Source organism: Brevibacterium renqingii (assembly GCF_017808105.1).
GTDB classification, from domain to species: Bacteria; Actinomycetota; Actinomycetes; order Actinomycetales; family Brevibacteriaceae; genus Brevibacterium; species Brevibacterium renqingii.
The window spans coordinates 42,930-57,782 of sequence record NZ_JADBHF010000015.1 but is presented as its reverse complement, the minus strand read 5'-3'; the positions used below and the strand labels follow the sequence as shown (position 1 = coordinate 57,782).

Genomic DNA, 14,853 nt, shown 5'->3' with positions numbered 1-14,853 from the left:
TCGATATCGTCAGTCGAGCTGGTCGGCGAGATCCTCGAAATCCTCTGCGACGACATCCCAGGTACCGGAGGGATCGAGGTCACTCGTCTGATCAGGGCCGTGCTCGGTCGGGCGACGGACGAACACGGTGCGCAGGCCGAGCTCGCCGGCGGCTTCGAGGTCGCCGTTGTGCGCAGCGACCATCGCCACCTGCGGGGGCTCGAGCCCGAGAATCTCGACGGTATTGAGATAGGCGGCGGGATCGGGTTTGTAGGCTCCGGCCACCTCGGCGCCGAGAACGGCGTCCCAGGGCAGCCCCGCGCGTTTGGCGACGTCGAGGGCCAGACGCACATTGGCGTTCGACAGCGGTGCGATGATGAACCGGTCCTTCAGCCGGGTCAGCCCGGCGACGGCATCCGGCCATGGATCGAGCCGATGCCACGCGAGGTTGACCTGGTTGAGGACGTGCTCGGGAATCGAGTCGGGGTCAGTGCCGAACTGTTCGAGCACGGTGATGAGGTTCTCCCGGTGGAGCACATCGAGACGGACGAACGGCCGATCACCCCGGCGCACCCGCTCCATCGACGGCTGGTATTCGGCCCGCCAGCGATCGGCGAAGTCATGCGCATCGAGCGCGGGCACATAGTCGGCCAGCCGAGCGGCCACCTCGGCGGCTACGCTCTGCCGCCAATCGACGACTGTGCCGAACATGTCGAAGACGAGGGCTTCGACTCTCTGGAAATCCACGGTCATCGATCGCATCCTCTCGTGAGCCCGGGCAGGATCGCCTCGGTGGTCCCGGTCGTGTCGATCCTGGGGCTCTCACGGTAGCTCGGATCGCGTTCGTCGTCACGGGGCGAACGCATTCCGACTCGTCAGCATGGGTGCGGCCGAAGACCTACGACGTCGGACCCCGACCCCGTAGGATGGGAGGCGTGAATGCTGTCTCCGCGGATCGATCCCACACCTCGTCGCTGGCCGTGCTCGGAGCGCTGCTGTTCGTCACCGCGCGCAGCCTCGACTCCTCGGACGCGCCGGGGACACCGGCGAGTGCCGATCCTGCCAAGCTCAGCCCCATAGACCGGGAGACCCTCGCCGAGGTGGAGACGGCCCTGACGGCCCAACTCGAGGACGCAGCATCGACCGTGACCTCCACCCTCGCCGAGGTGGCCGCCGCGATCGCGTTCGTCCGCGGCCGTGCCGAGGTGCCGAGCCTGACCGCGAGCAGATACGACGCGCTGCGCAAGACGGTGCTCGGCAGCCTCGGGGCGACATCGGCCCAGGGGGCGACCATCTGGCCGCCGACCAGCCAGACCGCCGTGCAGCGCTTCGGGTCCTGGAACGAGGCCCTCAAGGCTGCAGGCCTGGCGACGAACAAGGTGGGGCGGGCCAAGGGACAGCTGCGCTTCGACGAAGCGGCCTACGACAGGGCGATCGCCGAGTTCCTCGCCGACTGTGAATCGCAGGGAGTCGGAGCGACCTACAAGGCCTATACGGAGTACGCTGCCGAGCACAAGGGTGAGGTGCCCTCGGCGGCGGCCGTGCGCAAGTTCTATGGCTCCTGGAACGCGGCGCTCGCCGCCGTCGGGTGAGAGCCGGGGAGTCGAACAGAAGATTTCCACCATGCTGGCTCAATCAAGAGAACTGCTCCTGGTTCAGAGAGGAACGAGATCGTGAGCACAGTAGTTTCCCAAGACGGTACGACCATCGCCTACGAGCTGCACGGAGACGGGCCGCCCGTCATCCTCGTCGACGGGGCGATGTGCTACCGCGAAGCAGGCCCGATGCGTGCGATCGCCGACCAGCTGCAAGCCACCCACACTGTGTGCCTGTACGACAGACGCGGCCGCGGAGAGAGCGGCGACACCCTTCCCTATGCGCCCGCTCGGGAAGTCGAGGACATCGAAGCTCTCGCAGAGGCGCTTGGTGGTCGAACGGCTCTGCTCGGAATGTCGTCGGGAGGTGCTCTGGCGGTTCAGGCCGCGGCGAAGCTCGGCGCAGCCGTGACCCACCTGCTCGTCTACGAGCCTCCTTTTTCGGCAGAACCCGCCGACTCCGGCACGGTGGAGCAGGCGGAGAAGGTGTCTGCTTTCCTCGAGGCCGACGATCGCAGCGGTGCGGTCGCGGCTTTCATGAACCAGATCGGTATGCCTCTGGCGATGATCGAGGGGATGAAGGAGTCGCCGGAGTGGGAGAGCTTCACCGCCATTGCTCCGACTCTTGCCTACGACAACGAAATCATGGCCGACGGTGCGATTCCGGTGTCTGCCTCCGAAGTCACCGCGCCCACTCTGGCGCTCGCAGGAGGAGTCTCCCGCGACTCCCTGCGATGGGGCGCCGAAGAGCTTGCACGAACGGTGAGCGACGGGCGGTTCGAGACGCTCGAGGGCCAGGCGCACGACGTCGATCCCGGGATCCTTGCCGGTCGGCTCGTGGAGTTCCTCGAGCCTCATCACGATCAGTGACCGGAACGGAGGCTCAGCTCCCTTTGTCGGTGACTACATCCGTGCTAGCGTAAATGCTCGAGAATGACGGAGTCGTCGGCATCGGCGGCTGCGCGGATACCGACGAAGGAAAGCGTCAGCATGGTGATTTCGCCCAAGCTCGGTCGGGGCCTCGCGGGAGCGGCCCTCTGCCTTCTGGCCGTGACAGGCTGCTCATCGCCGCAGGATTCCGACTCGAAGAGCGGCGACTCGTCGGCCGAGGAGGCCGGCAGCAAGGACGGAGCGAAGCCGGGCGTCGAGAAGGTCGATCCCGATGACGTCATCGCCAAGCAGGACGTCAAAGTGCCTGGATCGGATGAGGACGAAGTCACCGTGGCGATCCACTCCCTCGTCGTCGATGGGAAGACCCAGACGCTGACGATGGTCGTTACGCCGCACTTCAGATCTGTCGGTGATGACGAGTCGATCAGCATCTATGATTCCTGGGGCGAGAACAAATTCAACCCGCAGCTCATCGACGCCGACAACCTCAAGGTCTATTCGCCGATTTCAGACACTTACGAAGAGTGGACCTCGGATCCTGTATTCACGAAGACGACGAACAATCAGCCGGTGACCGCGTGGGCGGTCTTCAAAGCTCCGGAGAACGACATCGATTCCGTCGACATCCGGCTGCAGGAATCGTGGCCAAAGTTCACCGACATCCCGATCACGGAGTCGTGATGAGGCGCGGAACGCACAGGCGATGGGCCTGCGCTCTGGGCCTGGTGGGGGTCGGTGTGATGATCGGCTCCGGGGCCGGAGTCATGGCCGGATCGAGCGTCAGTGCTGCCGCCGAATCGGAAGCGACGACTCCGGCGGACCTCCCGGCGCCGACGGAGAAGCAGTTGAACAACTCGGTCCAACGGTGGGAGCCGGGTGGCGTCATGGAGTGGAACACTTCCGACTCCGTCACCCCGCTGGCGACGAACAAGAAGGAGGGGAGCGACGCCGTCATCACTTTGGCCAGCGACATCCTCTTCGACTTCAACAGCGCCGATATCTCCGACAGAGCCGCAGAAGCGATTGCGAATACCGTGGAGAACGTTCCCGAAGGCACGAAGGTGACCGTATCCGGCTACACGGATTCGGTCGGCGACAACTCGGCGAACAAGAAGCTGTCGAAGAAGCGGGCGCAGGCTGTGGCCGACGTCATCGCAGACTCACGTTCAGACCTGGAACTGAGCGTCGAAGGCCATGGCGAAGCCGACCCGGTCGCAAAGAACTCCACGAAGGACGGCAAGGACAACCCGCAGGGTCGGGCGAAGAACCGGCGCGTCGAAGTCAGCTACGCCGACGACTGAATGCGCGGCGGCACCTGACGTGCGCTCGATGCGCAGACACGAGTTCACCGCCCCGCAGCGAAAGCCTCCAGCCGGTCGCACGCGATGTTGATCGTCTCCGGGGAGACGGCGAACGTCAGGCGCAGGTAGCCCTCGCCGGCCGGGCCGAAGGCCGAGCCGGGGATCGTGGCGAGATTGTGCTCCTCCAGCAGACGGGTCGCCAAGTCCCAGGAGCTCAGTCCCCATTCCCTGACGTTGACGAATGCGTAGAAGGTCGCCTCGGGGCGGATGAGGCTCAAGCCCTCGACGGCGTTGATGCGCTCGACCATGAGCTCACGGCGTTCCGCATAGGAGGCCACCATCGTGTCGACGACGCTCTGCGGTCCGTCGAGGGCGGCGACCGCTGCCTCCTGGACGAAGCCCGGCAGGCTCGAGGTCAGGCCCTCCTGCAGCAGGGCCATCGGTGCGATGTAGTCCTGCGAGCCGATGACGAAGCCGCATCGCCACCCGGTCATGGCGTAGGTCTTCGAGAAGCTGCCGACGGCGAGGAAGCGGTCGAAATCGGCCCGCACCTCGGCGACGGAGGTGAACTCGGCATCGTCGAAGACCACCTCGTCATAGACCTCATCGGAGATGACGGTGAACTCGTGCTCATCGGCGAGCTCGGCGATCTGCTCGATCTCGGTCCGGTCCATCACCGAGCCCAGCGGATTCGAGGGGCTGTTGATGATCACGGCCGCGGTCCTGTCCGTGACTGCGGCGAGCACATCCTCGGCGCGCAGTTTGAACTCGTTCTCCTCCCGCACGGGAACGGACACGGCCACCCCGCCGAGGCGGTGCACCTGACCCAGATAGTTCGGAAAGCTGGGGTCGGGGACGATGACCTCCTGACCGGGGGAGACGGTGACGTCGAGGGCGAACGTCAGCGCTTCCATGGCACCGAAGGAGACCATCACGTTCTCCGGCCCGAGACCGCGCCCCCACCGGCCGGAGTACTTCCGCGCCAGCGCCTGCCGCAGCTCGGGGATGCCGGCATTGGCGACGTAGCGTGTGTTGTCGTTCTCGATGGCGCGGATGCCCGCGGCTTTTATGTGCTCGGGTGTGTTGAAGTCCGGCTCTCCGACCGTGAGCTTCACGGCGTCGGGAAAGTCGAGTGCGAGGTTGAACATCTTGCGGATGCTCGAGGCCGGGTAGGTCTCGGCCATGGGTGAGATGCGGGAGGGGGTGCCGGTCATTGAGTCCTTCTTTCTTTACTCGTGCAATCCGGCCAGGCGGGAACCGAACTGGGCGAGCAGACTCGTTCGCTTCGCTCCGGTGATGCGCTCCCACTCGTCGGCGATGCCGAAGATCCGATACATCGACCGGATGCCCAGCCACCTGATCGGCTCGGGCTCCCACTGCCCGGAGAAGTGGTCGTTCCACGGCAGCCCGGTCAGCGGGGTCGACGCCCCCGATGCACGATCGAGCAGGGTCTTCGCGGCCAGATGCGTGGCCGTCACCCCGTGCCCGGCGTAGCCGCGGGCCACGCCGATCCGCTGCTCGGGGTCGAAGAAGATCCCGGCACACCAATCCCGTGTCACCCCGAGGGCCCCGCGCCAGGCGTGGGCGATGTCGAAATCGAGGTCCGGGAAGAGCGAGGACAGGCGGGCGCGCAGCAGTTCGACCACCTCGGCGGGGACCTCGCCGTCCCCGGGCAGACCGGACCGATACGCATAGGGTGCCCCGCGTCCGCCGAGCGCGATGCGGTCATCGGCGGTGCGCTGAGCGTAGATGAAGGTGTGGGCGGTGTCGCCGAGGCATTCGCGGCCTGCCCACCCCATGCCCTCCCACGCTTCGGCCGACAGCGGTTCGATCGCGATCATCGAGGAGAAGACCGGAATCACCTGCCTGCCTTCGAGCCCGGGCAGGTTCCCGCTGACGGTGTCCGAGTAGCCCTCGAGGCAGACGAAGATCGTCTCCCCACGCACCGGTCCGCGGTTCGTCGCGACGACGCCCTTGCCGATATGGCCCGCCGAGGTGTCCTCGCAGATCGTCACCCCCTGTTCGCGCAGCACTCGGGCCAGGCCGCGGCTGAGCAGGGCCGGGTCGACGGCGGCGGTGCCGGGGAAGTAGATGCTGCCCTGCGCCTGATCGACGTTGATGTGTGCTCGGGTCTCCTCCGCGTCGAGGTACTGCATATCCTCGGGGCCGTAGCCGAACTGCGCATTGCCCTCGAAGAGCTCGCGCAAGCGGGACATTCCGGCTTCCGACTGGGCGATGTCGATATGGCCGCCGCGCACCTGGTGGGCGTCGATGCCCTCGGTCTCACACACCTCGAGGACCTCGTCGATCGAATCGAAGAGAGAGGACTGGAACGCACGTACGCTCGTGATACCGTCGAGCCCCGCGGACGCGACCGGCCCGGTCGGGTCGGACTTGAGGGCGCGGTCGACGGCCTCGGCGTACTTCGCCCTGTTGCCCGGCAACAGGGTCGACAGCCACCCGCCGTTGCGCCCCGAGGCGCCATAGCCGACGTGCCTGGCCTCGATGATCGTGATCTCCCAGTCGGGATGTGCCTGGCGGGCGCAGTAGGCCGACCACAGGCCGGTCAGTCCGCCGCCGACGATGACGAGATCCTGCTTCTCGGCCGGCAGTGGGGAGGGGGTGAGGGGTTCGGTCGGCGAGGCTGCCAGCCAGTGTGAGGCTTCACCGTTGAAGTAGGACATGGATCAACTCCTGGTCATCGACGCGTGCGGGTCGTCAGCGCGTACGGAATCAGTTCTATCTCACGCCAGGAGCGAAGTAAATGGTTGTTCCCGAACGTATTGCCTGCTGGAACCGCCGACGGCAGGTTCTGAATACGCGGCCTTGTTCGCCGAACCGGAGACTGTCTGGCTACACTGATCGCATGAGCGCAATGGAGCCGATCGACGCCCGTGAATTCCCTCTCGACCACGAACCCATCGAGGACTGGCAGACAATCGGTGCAGCCGCCTCGGCGGGGGAGACCGACGACGCGACGACCACCGCCTTCGCCGACCTCGGCACGATCGCCGGAGCCGACTACGGACTGTGGGAGATGAGCGCCGGGGCGATGCGCGACGTCGAAGGCGAGGAGGTCTTCCTCGTCGTCTCCGGGACCGGCCGGATCGAGTTCGACGAGCCGGTCCGATCCGATATCGCCCTGGCGCCGGGAACGCTGGTGCGCCTCGAGGACGGGATGAAGACCCGCTGGTTCATCGACGAGGCACCCTTGCGGAAGCTCTTCATCGCCCCACACGAGGACTGAGCCCGCACGAAGACCAAACCCGCACGAAGACCGAACCCGCACGAAGACTGAGAGAGGGAGCATCATGGCACGGACAATCGTCGTCACCGGAGCAGCATCGGGAATCGGGGAGGCGACCGCCGCCATCCTCGAGCGCCAGGGGGACACCGTCATCCGCGTCGACCTCGAACGCGGAGACGTCACCGGCGACCTGGGCGACCGGGACTCCATCGCACGGGTCTCCCAGAAGATCGCCGAGATCAGCGGCGGACGGATCGACGGCCTTGTGGCCAATGCCGGCGTCTCCTCGCCGACCCCGCTGTCGCCGAAGATCAACTACATCGGCACCGTCCGGCTCATCGAAGCTATGCGTCCGCTGCTCGTCGAATCCGACGCCCCGCGGATCAGCGTGACCACCTCGGCGGCGACGCTGCAGGGAAACGACGAGACGCTCGTCGATCTTCTGCTGGCCGGAGACGCCGAGGCGGCCCTGTCCCGCGGCGCCGAACTGGCAGACCAAGGGCCCGAGGTCGGCTATGCGAACTACTCGAGTTCGAAGCGGGCGATCTCGCGGTGGATCCGCCGAGTCGCGCCCACCGGTGACTACGCCGGGCTGGGGATCGGCATCAACGGGGTCGGACCCGGCCAGGTGCGCACCGCGATGACGAAGGAGCTCTTCGCCTCCGAAGAGGGACGGAAGCAGGCCGCGACGGCCATGCCCACGCCCTTCAACGGCCCCGCCGACGCCGAGGACATCGGGGCCGTGCACGCCTTCCTCGTCTCCGCCGAGAATTCACGCATGACCGGGCAGATCATCTTCGTCGACGGCGGGTTCGACGCCCTCAGCCGCGGCGACGACATCTGGGACTGAACCGGAATCCCGAACCCGGGCTAGACTCGAAGGACAGCCTGCCTTGGGTGAAAGGGATCAGCGATGATCGACCTGTCCTTCCCGCGCGACTTGGTGATGATCGGCGCGGTGTTCGGCCTCGCTGCGTTCATCTGGTCCGGATGGGCGCAGGAGGCCCCACCGGATCGAGCCGTCTTCCGGATCATCCTCGGCGGACTCTCGGCGGCCGGGCTCGCCCTGGCGTTGCCGAGCATCTTCCTGGCCAGCGGCAATTGGTCCGAACCGAGTGCGATCGCCACGGGCACGACCGCCTTCACGATCTACATCGTCGTGGTCTGGGCGGAGATCGTCGCGGCCGCCGTGCTCAGCTTCTTCGCCCTCCGGTCCGGCCACGCCGAGGCGGTCGCCCCGCTCATCCTCGCGATCGTCGGCATCCACTTCTTCGCGCTCGCCGTCGTCTTCGCCCAGCCGGTACTCCACCTCGCGGGGGCGCTCATCACGCTCATCGCGATCATTGCGTTCTTCCTCCCCCGCAGCCTCGCCGCGCCGAGCTTCTGGTGCGGTGTCCTCGGCGCCCCGGTGCTGCTGGCCATCGGGCTGTGGTGCCTGCTGGCCGGACGCGCGGCTCTGGCCGTGGACTGACCGGCCTTATTGCTCGGCTGCGGGCAGAGACGGCTCAGGCCAGGGACATGAAGAGCTTCTGCAGCTCTTCGGGTTTGATCCCTTCGGGATTGTCCGGATCGGCCAGGCACTCTTCGAGGGCCGTGGAGATCACGAGGAACCCTGCCCGATCCAGGGCCTTGGACACGGCCGACAGGCGCTGGACCACCGTCCGGCATCCGGCGTCCTCCTCGACGGCGCGCGTGACAGCGGCCAGCTGTCCTTCCGCGCGCCGCAGACGGTTGACGATCGCCCGCTTCGCTTCGGCAGTGCTCGCGGCATCCTGACTCGCCGCAATCTGGTCATCCATTCGACTCTCCTCCTCAACAGTGGTGTTGACATCGCTGGCGGACAACCCGCTACAATCATCAGCATACCCCATAGGGTATATATTGATGAATTCGAGAGAAGAAGGTCGATCATGTGTCGAGCGACTCGCTGCAGCACCTGCGGAAAAACCACCTGGGCCGGATGCGGCCAGCACATCGCGCAAGTCAAGGCCGAAGTCCCCGCTGGCCAGTGGTGCAACGGCAAGCATTCGCAGGCCGAGCAGGATGCTGCGCGGGCGCAGCGACCGGGATTCTTCTCCCGCCTGTTCGGACGGTGAGCCGGCTCCGCATGGACGGAGCTGAGGCAGTCGGAAGAGGCAGTCGATGATCGCGGCGCTCGGCTTCGGTCTGATCGTCGGGGCCCTGCTCGGGCTCGTCGGCGGCGGAGGCTCGATCCTCGCAGTTCCGGCGCTCGTCTACGGGGTCGGTCTGTCGATGTCCGACGCCGTGCCCAGTTCACTCATCGTCGTCGGCGCCTCCTCGGCGGTGGCCGTCCTGCCGCGCATGCGTCGCGACGTCGACTGGCGACTGGCCCTGACGATCGGCTTCTCGGGCGCACTCACCGCCGTCGTCGGTACGGCGGTCAACTCCCACCTGAGCCAGCCCGTGCTGTTGCTCGTCTTCGCCGCGATCATGGTCCTGGCCGGGGTGCGGATGCTCCTGCCCTCCGGCGGCTCCGCCGGCGCCGATGAGGAAGCGCCGACCTGGCGGAAGCTGCTTCCGAAGGCGATCGGAACCGGACTCGTCGTCGGCTTTCTCACCGGCCTCCTCGGTGTCGGGGGAGGCTTTCTCATCGTTCCGGCCCTGACGCTCATCCTCGGGATGCCGATGTCGGTGGCCGTGGGCACCTCCTTGGTCGTCATCGTCATCAACTCCCTGGGAGGCTTCCTCTCCCACCTCGGTGACCTCAATCTCGATTGGGGGCCGACTCTGGTCTTCGCCGCAGCCGCGATGGTCGCCTCGCTGGTCGCGGGACGCTTGGGGCGGTCGCTGTCGAACACAGTGCTCAAGCGCGGATTCGCAGTTCTCGTCCTCGTCGTTGCGGCCTTCGTCGCCGTCAGCACTCTGGTGACGTGGTGAGGATTCTGCGCTCGGCCGGGCTCTCGACGCGCAGGGCCAGCTCGGCGAGGCTCTCGACGCGCAGTGGAATATACCCGCAGGGGTATGTGTTGAATCTTTTCAAGAACCGATGTCAATCTGGTCGACCGATAGTGGGCCGCAGGCCCGAACGCAGCATCGACCGGGGAAAGTGAGAAGACCTATGCTTCTCGAACGCATCTACGACGAAGACCTGGCACAGGCGAGCTACTTCATCGGCTGCCAGGCGAACGGCACTGCGCTCGTCGTCGACCCGCGACGCGATGTCGGTGTCTACCTCGACCTCGCCGCGAAGAACGACATGACGATCACCGCAGTGACCGAAACGCACGTCCACGCCGACTATCTGTCCGGAACCCGCGAACTGGCCGCAGCCACTGACGCGCAGATCTACGTCTCCGGTGAGGGCGGAGACGAATGGCAGTACGCCTTCGAGGGCACACGGCTGCGTGACGGAGACGAGTTCAGCCTCGGCAACATCGTGATCACGGCGATGCACACGCCCGGGCACACTCCCGAGCATCTGTCGTACCTCGTCACCGACGGCGCATTTGCCGACCAGCCGGGATTCGTCCTCACCGGTGACTTCGTCTTCGTCGGCGACACCGGTCGCCCCGACCTGCTCGATGAGGCGATGGGAGCCGAAGACACCCGCTATGAGGGCGCGCGCCAACTCTTCGCCAGTCTGCGCGACAAATTCCTCGCTCTTCCCGACTACGTTCAGGTCCTGCCCGCTCACGGTGCCGGCAGCGCCTGCGGCAAGGCCCTGGGCGCGGTGCCGACGACGACGGTGGGCTACGAGCGTCTGTTCTCCTGGTGGGGCAAGCATCTGGCCGCCGATGACGAACAGGGCTTCGTCGACGAGCTGCTCGACGGCCAGCCCGACGCCCACGCCTACTTCAGCCGGATGAAGAGGCAGAACGTCGCCGGTCCGGCGATCCTCGGAACGCGCGGGCCGCTGCCCGAGGCGGATACCGCCGATCTGGCGCCCGAGGTCAGCGCCGACTCGGTGACCTTCATCGACACCCGACCCGTCGAGCAGGTCCACGAGGCGAGCGTCGTCAACGCCATCAATCTGCCCAACCCCGGCAAGATCGCCAGTCACGGCGCCTGGGCGATCGACCCCGAGACCGACACCCGGCCGATCTTCATCCTGGCCGACGATCAGGACGCGGCAGAAGACATCCGCGATCGCCTTCTGCGTGTGGGCATCGACGAAGTCAGCAGCTTTGTCACAGGCATCGACGGGTTGCCGACGACAGTCCCGCAGGTCGTGCGCCCCGAAGACCTCGACAGCTTCGACGCCGCTGGTGTGGTCGATGTGCGGAACAAGACCGAGCACGCCGACGGGCACGTTCCCGGCTCCCAGCAACTCAGCGCCGGACGTGTCCTGTGGCACCAGGACGAGCTGCCCCACTCAGGCACATTCGTCACCTACTGCCAGACCGGCGTGCGCAATTCGGTCGCGGCGAGCACGCTGCGACGGGCCGGCCATGACGTCGCCGAACTCGACGGCAGCTATGCGGCCTGGAGCGCCTGGAAGAACTCCTGAGCCCGCTCGGGCGCATCGGCCGAACCCGGGTCTGCCGGCCCCGCGGCGAGAGGTACGCTGCGGGGCCGGTCGCCTGTGCGGAGTTGGCGACCAGTCCGGCCGCTGATCGGCCGGTGACTCTGTCGGTGCACCACGAAGTCCCCTAAGGTGTGGGATAAGGCCGTCTCGGCCGACGAGGTCCGCCTCTGAACCCAATGCAGGAGACCCTTGTGAACCCTGCGCCGGGATCGCTGTCGGACCCCGCACGCCCGCGCATTCGAAGGAGCCGACGATGAAGACTGCTCGCCGCTTGGACAACCTCGGCACCGAGACCGCGTTCCGTGTTGCCCAGGCCGCCGCCGAGTGGAAGGCACAGGGGAACGAGGTCTTCCCGTTCCACCTCGGCGATCTCAATTTTCCTATGGCCGGCCACATCGTCGAGGCGATCGAGCAGGCCATCCGCGACGGCAAGACGGGTTACTGCCCCGGTCCCGGCATCCCTGAGCTGCGCGAGGCCCTGGCCGATGACATCGGTTCGCGGCGCGGCATCACGATCGACCCCGCCGAGGTCGTCGTGACCACCGGGGGCAAACCCGTGATCACGAAGTTCCTCCAAGCCGTGATGGACCCCGGCGACGGTGTGCTCTATCCGAATCCCGGGTTCCCGATCTACGAATCCCAGATCGAATACCTCGGCGGCACCGCACTGCCCTACCGATACGTGCCGACCGAGGGCGGCTTCGCCATCGACCTCGACCATCTGCGGGCCTCGATCGACGAGAACACGACGGCGATCATCTACAACGACCTGCAGAACCCGATCTCGGCCGAGTCGACTCCGGCCGAGCGCGAAGCCGTGGCCGCCATCGCGCAGGAATTCGACCTGTGGGTGCTCTCCGATGAAGCCTATTTCGAGATGCGCTACAAGGGACGCTCGCAGTCCATCGCCGCGCTGCCGGGAATGCGTGAGCGGACCGTCATCCTCTACACGTTCTCGAAGAAGTACGCGATGACCGGATCCAGGCTCGGGTGCGCGGTGGCTCCGAAAGCCGTCGCCGAGGCGATCTCGACGATGAACACCAACGACGAATCCTGCACCAACCAGTACGTGCAGTGGGCGGGCATCGCGGCGCTGCGCGGACCGCAGGGGCCGGTGGGGCAGATGCTCGAGGTGCTTCGCAAGCGTCGCGATGCCACCTGCCGCCTGATCAACGAGATCCCCGGCATGAGTGTGGCCACGCCGGGTTCGACGTTCTACGTCTTCCCCGACGTCACCGAGGCGATGGCCGCCAAGGGGATCTCGACCTTGGCGGACTTCTCCACCGAGGCGCTGCACGCCACAGGAGTCTCCTTCTGCACGCGTGAGCACTTCGGGGCCCCGCAGCCGGGGGAGGAGAGGTCGTATATCCGACTGGCCTACTCGGGCATCGACGAGTCCGCGATCACGACCGGTCTCGGCCGGCTCAAGGAGTGGATCGAGAGCTGAGCGGGGCCGCCTCGGCGAGGTGGGTCGCAGGCCCGGTTACCGAAGAGTCAGATTTGACTTGGACGTGAAAAGGGAAGAGGGTGATCAGGATTACATTTTCTGGAAAATGTGATCCACGATACGAAAAAGATAAGAGGTTCGACGCGTAGCCGCAGCGACGTAGGTGAGTCTGAGCCCCTTGCTGAGAAACCCTCCTGGAAAGTTCTATCGATGACACAGAAGTCCACGAAACGCCGTCTCAACTCGCTTCCGCCGGATTCCGACCGGCCCGAGGATGCCTGGCTGCCGCTGCCGCAGCAGTTCGCCTACGGCCTGCAGCACGTGCTCACCATGTACGGCGGAATCATCGCCGTGCCCATCATCATCGGCGGGGCGGCCGGTCTCTCCCCCGCCGAAAGCGGACAGATGGTCACGGCAAGCCTGTTCGTCGGCGGCCTCGCCACACTCATCCAGAGCATCGGCTTCGGCTTCATCGGTTCAAAGCTTCCCCTCATCCAAGGCGTGTCATTCGCCGGCGTCGCCACCATGCTGGCCATCCTGCAGGGTGGCGGGACCGTCAACTCGATCTTCGGCTCGATCATCGTCGCCAGCATCATCGGCTTCGTCATCGCGCCCTTCTTCGCCAAGATCATCCGGTTCTTCCCGCCGGTGGTCACCGGCGTGGTGATCACCTCCATCGGCCTCACCCTCATCCCCACCGCTGCTGATTGGGCGATGGGCGGGGACGAAGAAGCAGCCGGATACGGCTCGATCAGCAATATCCTCTTGGCATTCATCACCTTCGGCATCATCCTTCTGCTCAGCAAGGTCGGATCCGCAACGATCTCCCGACTGTCCATACTCATCGGCCTCGTCCTCGGCACTGCGATCGGAGCGCTGATGGGCAAGGCCGATTTCTCCGAGATCGGTTCCTCCGCCCCCGTGGCTCTGCCGGCGCTTCTGCCGTTCGGAGTGCCGACTTTCGACATCGCATCAATCCTGTCGATGCTCATCGTCATCCTCGTCATCAAAACCGAAACCGCAGCCGATATCATCGCCGTCGGCGAGATCGTCGGAACTCCGGTGAACTCGAAGCGAGTGGCCAACGGCCTGCGGGCGGACATGCTGTCCTCGACCATCGCCCCGTTCTTCGGTTCGTTCACTCAGTCGGCATTCGCGCAGAATGTGGGACTGGTCGCACTGTCGGGGATCACGTCCCGATTCGTCGTCTCGGCCGGTGGCGTCATCCTCGTCGCACTCGGACTCATCCCATTCCTCGGCGAAGTCGTCGCCGCTGTGCCGATGCCCGTGCTCGGCGGCGCAGGCTTCATCCTCTTCGGCACCGTGACCGGATCGGGCATTCGCAGCCTGAAGACGGTGAGCTTCGAAGGCAATATGAATCTCATCATCGTCTCGTCCTCACTGGCCTTCGCGATGCTGCCGGTGATGAAGCCGGACGTCTACGATGCATTCCCGAACTGGTTCCAAGTGGTGTTCCATTCCGGTATCTCCTCGGCGGCGATCATGGCTGTCCTGCTCAATCTGCTGTTCAACGAGTTCACTGCCGGCAATTCGAAGGATCCCTCGGTATTCGCGGCGAAACCGATCCGGTACCTCACTCCGACCAATCTCAAGGACCTTCGTGAGGGCGACTGCTTCATCGACGGCAAATTCGTCGACTGCGACGGAGAAGAGATCCCTGTCATCCCCGATGAGAAGGAAGACGTCGTCAGAACAGCGATCGAGAACGGCGATATCGCACATACCTCCCAGATCAAGCTCGTCGTCGAAGACGGGGAGTCCCTAGATTTCGCGCCGTCTTCGGACCATGCATCGGAAGCCGACGACAATGCGTCGCAGGCACCCTCTGTGAGCACCACGGACCATCCCGAAGGAGCCGCGCGATCGGAGGCGGAGCGGAGCTGAAT

16 protein-coding genes are annotated in these 14,853 nt (G+C 65.6%); 12 read left to right on the top strand and 4 right to left on the bottom strand.

Going from position 1 to position 14,853, the window contains the following annotated elements; genetic code table 11:
* Positions 1 to 9 precede the first annotated feature (9 nt).
* Positions 10 to 732, bottom strand: a complete 723-nt coding sequence (locus tag IHE57_RS14365; RefSeq protein WP_209374175.1) for a haloacid dehalogenase type II — start codon at positions 730 to 732, stop codon at positions 10 to 12.
* 173 nt (positions 733 to 905) lie between these two features.
* Here IHE57_RS14365 and IHE57_RS14360 point away from each other — a divergent pair, with 173 nt between their 5' ends.
* The 4 genes from IHE57_RS14360 to IHE57_RS14345 all read left to right on the top strand — a co-directional run bounded on the left by IHE57_RS14360 (position 906) and on the right by IHE57_RS14345 (position 3,766).
* Positions 906 to 1,571, top strand: a complete 666-nt coding sequence (locus tag IHE57_RS14360; RefSeq protein ID WP_209374166.1) for a homing endonuclease associated repeat-containing protein — start codon at positions 906 to 908, stop codon at positions 1,569 to 1,571.
* Between the two features lie 81 nt (positions 1,572 to 1,652).
* Positions 1,653 to 2,444, top strand: a complete 792-nt coding sequence (locus tag IHE57_RS14355) for an alpha/beta fold hydrolase (RefSeq protein WP_209374164.1) — start codon at positions 1,653 to 1,655, stop codon at positions 2,442 to 2,444.
* Positions 2,445 to 2,564: 120 nt separating this feature from the next.
* Entirely contained in the window at positions 2,565 to 3,146 is a 582-nt protein-coding gene (locus IHE57_RS14350; RefSeq protein WP_209374162.1) for a hypothetical protein, read from the top strand.
* Entirely contained in the window at positions 3,146 to 3,766 is a 621-nt protein-coding gene (locus tag IHE57_RS14345; RefSeq protein WP_209374160.1) for an OmpA family protein, read from the top strand. The genes IHE57_RS14350 and IHE57_RS14345 overlap by 1 nt, the downstream gene beginning before the upstream one ends.
* Positions 3,767 to 3,810: 44 nt before the next feature.
* Here the strand turns inward: IHE57_RS14345 and IHE57_RS14340 are convergent, their stop codons facing one another.
* Together IHE57_RS14340 and IHE57_RS14335 are read right to left on the bottom strand one after the other, a co-directional pair.
* Positions 3,811 to 4,980 (bottom strand): pyridoxal phosphate-dependent aminotransferase, encoded by a 1,170-nt coding sequence (locus IHE57_RS14340; RefSeq protein ID WP_209374158.1) that lies wholly within the window; start codon positions 4,978 to 4,980, stop codon positions 3,811 to 3,813.
* Positions 4,981 to 4,995: 15 nt separating this feature from the next.
* A complete protein-coding gene (locus IHE57_RS14335) occupies positions 4,996 to 6,450 on the bottom strand; it encodes an NAD(P)/FAD-dependent oxidoreductase (RefSeq protein ID WP_209374156.1) in 1,455 nt (484 codons plus the stop codon).
* 182 nt (positions 6,451 to 6,632) lie between these two features.
* On the opposite strand from IHE57_RS14335, the gene IHE57_RS14330 reads away from it, so the two are divergent.
* The 3 genes from IHE57_RS14330 (at position 6,633) to IHE57_RS14320 (ending at position 8,484) form a co-directional block, all read left to right on the top strand.
* Positions 6,633 to 7,013, top strand: coding sequence for a cupin domain-containing protein (locus tag IHE57_RS14330; RefSeq protein ID WP_253720321.1), 381 nt, complete (start codon positions 6,633 to 6,635; stop codon positions 7,011 to 7,013).
* A 64-nt stretch (positions 7,014 to 7,077) separates the two neighbouring features.
* Positions 7,078 to 7,863 carry an SDR family oxidoreductase gene (locus IHE57_RS14325; protein WP_209374154.1) on the top strand — a complete coding sequence of 262 codons (786 nt, stop codon included), beginning with the start codon at positions 7,078 to 7,080 and terminating at the stop codon, positions 7,861 to 7,863.
* Between the two features lie 63 nt (positions 7,864 to 7,926).
* Positions 7,927 to 8,484, top strand: a complete 558-nt coding sequence (locus IHE57_RS14320) for a hypothetical protein (RefSeq protein WP_209374152.1) — start codon at positions 7,927 to 7,929, stop codon at positions 8,482 to 8,484.
* Positions 8,485 to 8,518: 34 nt separating this feature from the next.
* Here the strand turns inward: IHE57_RS14320 and IHE57_RS14315 are convergent, their stop codons facing one another.
* Positions 8,519 to 8,812, bottom strand: a complete 294-nt coding sequence (locus tag IHE57_RS14315; protein ID WP_209325946.1) for a metal-sensitive transcriptional regulator — start codon at positions 8,810 to 8,812, stop codon at positions 8,519 to 8,521.
* A gap of 111 nt (positions 8,813 to 8,923) precedes the next feature.
* Here IHE57_RS14315 and IHE57_RS16460 point away from each other — a divergent pair, with 111 nt between their 5' ends.
* From IHE57_RS16460 to IHE57_RS14295, 5 genes are all read left to right on the top strand, one after another.
* Positions 8,924 to 9,109: a DUF8730 family Cys-rich protein gene (locus IHE57_RS16460; RefSeq protein WP_246475965.1), complete on the top strand. Its 186-nt coding sequence runs from the start codon at positions 8,924 to 8,926 to the stop codon at positions 9,107 to 9,109.
* 46 nt (positions 9,110 to 9,155) lie between these two features.
* Positions 9,156 to 9,911 (top strand): sulfite exporter TauE/SafE family protein, encoded by a 756-nt coding sequence (locus tag IHE57_RS14310; RefSeq protein ID WP_209374150.1) that lies wholly within the window; start codon positions 9,156 to 9,158, stop codon positions 9,909 to 9,911.
* Positions 9,912 to 10,092: 181 nt separating this feature from the next.
* Positions 10,093 to 11,481 carry an MBL fold metallo-hydrolase gene (locus IHE57_RS14305; RefSeq protein WP_209374147.1) on the top strand — a complete coding sequence of 463 codons (1,389 nt, stop codon included), beginning with the start codon at positions 10,093 to 10,095 and terminating at the stop codon, positions 11,479 to 11,481.
* Between the two features lie 271 nt (positions 11,482 to 11,752).
* Complete coding sequence (locus tag IHE57_RS14300; protein ID WP_209374145.1) at positions 11,753 to 12,946, top strand: pyridoxal phosphate-dependent aminotransferase; 1,194 nt, start codon at positions 11,753 to 11,755, stop codon at positions 12,944 to 12,946.
* A 210-nt stretch (positions 12,947 to 13,156) separates the two neighbouring features.
* The gene (locus tag IHE57_RS14295; RefSeq protein WP_209374143.1) at positions 13,157 to 14,851 is read left to right on the top strand and encodes a nucleobase:cation symporter-2 family protein; all 1,695 of its coding nucleotides are present in this window, start codon (positions 13,157 to 13,159) and stop codon (positions 14,849 to 14,851) included.
* Positions 14,852 to 14,853 lie beyond the last annotated feature (2 nt).